The organism is Protofrankia sp. CiP1_Cm_nod3, from assembly GCF_982290655.1.
The window spans coordinates 1,017-6,691 of sequence record NZ_CEVIVD010000207.1 but is presented as its reverse complement, the minus strand read 5'-3'; the positions used below and the strand labels follow the sequence as shown (position 1 = coordinate 6,691).

The 5,675-nt window shown below is 68.8% G+C and carries 5 protein-coding genes; 3 read left to right on the top strand and 2 right to left on the bottom strand.

Going from position 1 to position 5,675, the window contains the following annotated elements; all coding sequences use genetic code 11:
* Nucleotides 1-346 (bottom strand): radical SAM protein (locus AC5LUJ_RS22750; RefSeq protein WP_250290795.1); only part of this gene is annotated, 346 nt, incomplete at its 3' end.
* Nucleotides 347-744: 398 nt separating this feature from the next.
* On the opposite strand from AC5LUJ_RS22750, the gene AC5LUJ_RS22745 reads away from it, so the two are divergent.
* Entirely contained in the window at nucleotides 745-2,079 is a 1,335-nt protein-coding gene (locus AC5LUJ_RS22745; protein ID WP_250290802.1) for an NsdA family TPR-like regulatory protein, read from the top strand.
* 30 nt (nucleotides 2,080-2,109) lie between these two features.
* Nucleotides 2,110-2,667, top strand: a complete 558-nt coding sequence (locus AC5LUJ_RS22740) for a GNAT family N-acetyltransferase (RefSeq protein WP_250290804.1) — start codon at nucleotides 2,110-2,112, stop codon at nucleotides 2,665-2,667.
* A gap of 282 nt (nucleotides 2,668-2,949) precedes the next feature.
* Here AC5LUJ_RS22740 and ftsH read toward each other — a convergent pair whose 3' ends face one another.
* A complete protein-coding gene (ftsH, locus tag AC5LUJ_RS22735; RefSeq protein WP_250281893.1) occupies nucleotides 2,950-4,983 on the bottom strand; it encodes an ATP-dependent zinc metalloprotease FtsH in 2,034 nt (677 codons plus the stop codon).
* A gap of 351 nt (nucleotides 4,984-5,334) precedes the next feature.
* Here ftsH and AC5LUJ_RS22730 point away from each other — a divergent pair.
* Nucleotides 5,335-5,675, top strand: a 341-nt coding sequence (locus tag AC5LUJ_RS22730; protein WP_493465721.1) for a DUF3099 domain-containing protein, incomplete at its 3' end; no start/stop codon positions are given.

The following is a 5,675-nucleotide window of genomic DNA, read 5'->3' as shown; positions in this document are numbered from 1 at the left end:
AGTACGACGTCGCCAGGCGGACGCCCGGCCGGGAGAACAGCTCCCACAGGGTGGGGGTGACCCGGTAGAGGTTGCTGAACACCTCCACCCGCAGGCCGGCCGCCAGCGAGTGTGTCACCAGCGCGGGGAAGGCCGGGTGCATGGTCGGCTCGCCGCCGATGAACTGAACCATCTCAATGCCGTGGCCGGCGGCGTCCTCGATGAGACGCCTCCAGTCGGCGGCGGTCATTGTTCCGTGGCTGCCGCGTGGGGATGCGTCCGCGTAGCAGTGGACGCACGCGAGCTGACAACGCCCGGTGATCTCCAGCCACAGGAACCGGGCCGGAAAAGTAGCTTCAGGGATCACGTGCCGCTCCGTTTCTGGGAATATGGCCGACCGTCAGGCCCGCTCCGGCCTGGCGGCCCGTTCGCGCCCCAGGCGCGGGCCAGCGCGATGTGGACCGTTTCCAACGCCGCGTTCTGCCCGGCGGCGAAGGCCAGCGCCTCGGCCTCGGTCACCCCGCCGCCGGCCCGCCACCGGGGACATCGTCAGCCCGGTCGGAACCACTGACGCAAGTTCACAGGAATCGTTCAGCCAGGACGAGGGCACCGGCGGGGCTGTGAAGGGGCACTTTGGTTCGTCAAGGCAGTTCTCGGGGCAGTTTGGGGGCAGCTACGACGCCTGCGGAACGTCAGGACAGTCCGACCGGCTGGCTGCTGCTGGCTGTGCAAGAATTTCTTCGTCAGCTATCGGAGGTACGCCCCATGCCAGATCCCAAGCCCAACGACCTGCTTCGCCATGCCCGTCTGAGGCTCGATTCAATGCGCTCACCAGGTGAAAATATTAGTCGTCAAGAACTAGCGGATCTTGTCGCTTCATGGATCTTCCAAGAAAAGGACGGTCGAGTTGTACCTATCGACGATCATTATATCGGAAAACTCGAGCGTGGTGTAGTCAGATGGCCTCAGGAGGACTACCGTTCCGCGTTGCGCGCTATCTTCGGCGCTAAAACGGATTCCGAACTCGGATTCTACCGAAGACGGCGGGCCGAGAGCGTTCGGCCCGCTGGATTTACCGAGAACCGTCGTCAAGCCCTCGCCGCCGGGGCCGCCACTTTAGGACTGGCCGCCGCCGGTGGCCCGTTGCCTTGGATGTCCTCCAGCGCCTCCGCCATGCTGGGTGATGCAGAGCTTCGGGTTGGCAGCGAGGAAGTGGAACTGTTGCGGTCCGCCGCCGCCGACCTGGACGCCATCGACCAGCGCTTCGGCGGTGATCGGCTGTGGCGATCAGCCCGCGCTCAGTTGCTGTGGCTTCACCGTCTGCTCGACCAAGGCACCTACACCGATGGCATCAGCCAGGAACTACACAGCATCACCGGTCAACTGACCACATCGCTGGGCTGGTTCTGCTACGACGCCGGCCGGCAGACCGAGGCCAGGGTGTACTTCTCCGAGGCGCTCAACACCGCGATGCTCGCCGGCGACGACGCTCTGGCCACCCGCACCCTGTCCAACATGGCCCGCCAGTCCGTGGATCTGGGTAAGGCCCGCGAAGCCGTGCGCTTCGCCCGCATCGCCCAGGCTCACGCAGCCGAATGGTCCGCCCCGCCGCGGGTCGCAGCCCTGCTGGCCATCCGCGAGGCCCAGGGCCACGCGCGGCTCGGCGATGACGTCTCCGCCGGAAGCGCGATCAAACGTGCCTGGACCCACTTCGAGCATGGTTCCAGTCAGCGTGATCCTGACTGGACTGCCTTCCTCAACCAGGCCGAACTCACCTGTCTGGAAGGCATGTGTCGCCTTGACCTCGGTCAGCACAACCAGTCGGTGAAACTGCTGGACCGCTCCGCCGAACTCCAGGACATCGAGCACTCCCGCAACCGAGGGATGTGCCTGGCCCGGTTGGCTTATGCAGCCCTGCAGAACCGCGACCTCGACCACACCGTGGCAGCCGCCGAGGAATCACTGCGGCTCGTCGACGGCGGTATGAGCTCCACTCGGAACATGAAGCAGCTTGTACTCGTCCGCAACGGCCTCACGCTCCACCGGACCCATGACCCGGCCAGGGAAATGGCCGAACGGCTCAGCCTGTACACCGCCTGATGGCAGTGAAAGAGAAGGAGATCCACCACCGTGGCGGACATCGAATTGTGGCACCATGATGCACACGCGGTGAAGGTCATTGTCGAAGAACTCCTCGACGTCTATGCTGAGGTCTACAGCGTGCCGTCGTACGCGGGTGATCCGTTCTTCTCTGTCGACGCCTACGCCGACCGCCTCCGCGCCGCGCTGGAAATGAGCGGCTTCGAAAGCGTCACGGCCCGTGTGGGCGGCCGGCTCGTCGGCTACGTCCACGGAGTCACCCTGCCTGCCGCCATGTCCTGGTGGCTCTCCCTCGGGGAGGCCCGACCAGTAGCCGCCCGTGCCGCAGCCAAGGCTGGGAAAATTTTCTGGTTGCGCGAGCTCATGGTCCGCCCGGACGCGACCAACCAGGGCATCGGCCGTCGGTTGCATGACGCCGTCATTGCCGGGCGTGGTGAACCCTGGACCACGCTGACCTGCATCGTCGGCAACGAACCCGCGCATGGCGCCTACCTGCGCTGGGGCTACCGGATCATGGGGTGCATCAAGCACACCCCGCAATCCCCCGTGTATGACGCGATGCTGCTGGTGCCGGAACGTAGCCTGTGACGTTCGAATTCCTGTGCCCGCAGGGTTGAGACCGCGGGTATCAGGACCTGGAGTGGGTGTTGGCTCACCGACTCCGGGTCGTTGCCGTTCCGGCGTGCGATCTGTGAACCGCCCGCCGGACGATCGATTACGGCGGAACGGTGCGATCAACAGCGAACGGCGCACCCGTGACCGGTACCCCTCGGCCGGCCCTGTAGGTGGAAACCGCTACCAGTACAACGTTTTCCACCTACGGGCGCGGAACCCGTAGGTGGAAAACGTTGCTGGGATGACGGTTTTCACCTACCGCTTCCGCTGTCCACGGGCGTCGGCGGCCGTGTCGGGGATACCCCTGCCGGGGCTGCCCGTGCCGGGGGCGCCCGCGGCGTCCGGGATCGCGGCGGAGGTGGCGACGGGGGCTGCGACGGGAGCGGCGACGGGGGCGTGGTCGCGCAGGACGTCGTCGAGGACGGCGCCGTCCACGGTCTCCCGCTCCAGCAGGATGCCGGTGAGCGCGTCGAGCGCCTCGCGATGCGCGCGCAGCAGGCTCACGGCCTGCTCCTCGGCCTCCCGCACCAGCCGGGCCACCTCCGCGTCGATGATCCGCTGGGTCTCCTCCGAGTACGGCCGGGAGACGATCTCCTCGGCCCCGAGGTACTGCGGGCTGCCCGAGGCGTAGCCCACCGGCCCGAGGACGGGGGACAGGCCGAACTCGCGCACCATCCTGGTGGCCAGCGCGGTGGCGCCGGCCAGGTCGTTGGCGGCCCCGGTCGAGCCCTGGCCGAACACGACCAGCTCCGCGGCCCGCCCGCCGAGCCGCACCGCGAGGGAGTCGTACAGGTAGCCCTCGGTGTAGAGGTGCCGCTCGTCCTCGGGCAGCTGCTGGGTGGCACCGAGCGCCATCCCGGCCGGCAGAATCGTGATCTTCGAAACCGGGTCGGCGTGCGCGGAGAGCGCGGCGACCAGCGCGTGCCCGGACTCGTGCACGGCCACCGACTGCTTCTCCTCGGGCAGCAGCACGTTGGTCGCGTCCCGGCGGCCCAGGATGATCCGTTCCCGGGCGGCGTCGAGATCGTCGGCTGTGATGATGTTGCGCCCGCCCCGGACGGCGTTGATCGCAGCCTCGTTGACGAGGTTGGCCAGGTCCGCGCCGGAGAACCCCGGGGTGCCGCGGGCGACCACGGACAGGTCCACGTCGGGGGCGAGCTGCTTGCCCCGGCTGTGCACCGCGAGGATGGCGGCCCGCTCACTCTGGGCCGGCAGCGGGACGGTGACCTGCCGGTCGAAACGCCCGGGGCGCAGCAGCGCCGGGTCGAGGGTCTCCGGCCGGTTGGTGGCGGCGAGCACGACCACGCCTTCGGCCGGGTCGAACCCGTCCATCTCGGCGAGCAGCTGGTTGAGGGTCTGCTCCCGCTCGTCGTGGCTGCCGCCGAGCAGGCCCGAGCCCCGCTTGCCGCCGATCGCGTCGATCTCGTCGATGAAGATGATGGACGGGGCGCGCCTGCGCGCCTCGCCGAACAGGTCGCGGACGCGGGAGGCGCCGACCCCCACGAACATCTCGACGAACCCGGAGCCGCTCACCGACAGGAACGGCACCTCGGCCTCGCCGGCGACCGCGCGGGCCAGCAGCGTCTTGCCGGTGCCGGGCGGGCCGACCATGAGCACCCCGCCCGGCCCCCTCGCGCCGGCCTGCCGGTAGCGCCCGGGGTCGCGCAGGAAGTCGATGATCTCGCTGACCTCCTGTTTCGCGCCCTCGTAGCCGGCCACGTCGGCGAACCGGGTGGTCGGGCGCTCCGCATCGATGATCTTCGTGCGGGACCGGCCGATGCCGCCGAGCCCGCCGGCCAGCGAACGCTGGGCCTGCCGGCCCGTCCACAGGAAGAACCCGACCAGCAGGAGCAGCGGCAGGAAGCTCAGCAGGACCGACAGGAAGGACGTCCCGGTCCGGGTGGCCTTCACCTCGACGTTCTTCGCCTCCATGCGCTCGAGGACGCCCTGGGTGTCCAGCGCGGTCGGCACCTGCGAGGTGAAGCTGGCGCCGTCCTTGAGTGTCCCGGTGACGCCGCCCTTGTCGTTGACGGTGACGGCCTGCACCTTGCCGGCGTCCACCTGCTGGGTGAACCGGGTGAAGCTGTACGAGGTGGCCTGCTTCGGGAACAGGCTGGGCGCGAACAGCAGGGCCGCTGTGATCACAAAGCCGACGGGCAGCAGCCAGCGACGCCACTTCGGCGGGGGCGTGGGCGCGGGTTTGGGCGGGGTCTCCCGGGGCGGCCCGGAGCGCGCCGAGGTCGACGGATGCCACCGGGCGTCCTGGTGAAGGCCGGCTTTTCCGATCATCTATGGTTCTCCTGCCTGTGCTGACATCCTCGCGGGCACCGGCGAGGCCGCATGCGTCCGGTCGTGCGCGTCTGGCCGCTCGTGTCCGCGACCCGCGTCCGGCGCGGTGCGGTGTACCCCTTTTCAACGCATGAACGAGCCGTCAGGCTTCACGGCCGGCCGCGGGAGTTGCGGGAAGTCGCCGCGTGTCGCCGAATGTGGCTGCAAGTGGCCGGGCGGCCGAGAATTGTTCCATCAGGCGGCCGGCGGTCATGCTGGTACGGGCGGTCATGCTTGTATGGGCGGTGCGGCCTGGTACGGCGCACACTGGGCAGGCATCCGGGGCTTGTCCTGACGACGGGAAGTGGACCAGTGCGGATCAGGCGCAAGAGCGACGCTGTTCTGATCACACGTGCGGTGCTGTCCCGCCCGGAGGAGATCCAGCGACGCCAGCGCCGATACGTGATCTCGATGCTGTTCCGTACCGTCTGCCTGGTGCTCGCCGTGGTCGCGCTACACGGCTGGCCGCGTTTCGCCGCCGTCGTCATCGCTGTGGTCCTGCCGTGGCTGGCGGTGGTCGTCGCCAATGGTGGCCCGCCGCTCAGGCGGGAGCGCCCGTCCCTGTACGTCGCGTCGCCCCGCTCCGCGGACGACCTGCCCCCGGCCCTTCAGCCGGTCCGCCACGAGGTCGTCGACGGCCTCGTCGACGATGC